The following is a 232-nucleotide window of genomic DNA, read 5'->3' as shown; positions in this document are numbered from 1 at the left end:
GCCGCCGATGGGCACGAGGGCCGTCGTGGCGCCGGCCGCGATGCGGTCGCGCAATTCCGGCGACGTCATCTCTTCGAGGTAGACGCCGGGGGTGACTGACGAGGCGGCGGACCCTGCGAGAGGCAGGGCCAGGCCGGCAATCGCCAGCGCGCGGCGGACGACCGAAATGTGCAGGTGAAGCATGTGATCCGTGTTCCTGATGCTTTACAACTATTGTAGAGCATCCTCACGC

At 66.4% G+C, this 232-nt stretch carries 1 pseudogene; it reads right to left on the bottom strand.

From position 1 onward, the window contains the following. Nucleotides 1–183: pseudogene (locus ACPYOJ_RS37030) on the bottom strand (hypothetical protein); the annotation flags it as partial. Nucleotides 184–232: the final 49 nt, after the last annotated feature.

Source organism: Rhizobium sp. SVR5-9E (genome assembly GCF_056755095.1).
Note: the sequence above shows the minus strand (reverse complement) of the source record. Positions and strands in the feature narration are given on the sequence as shown.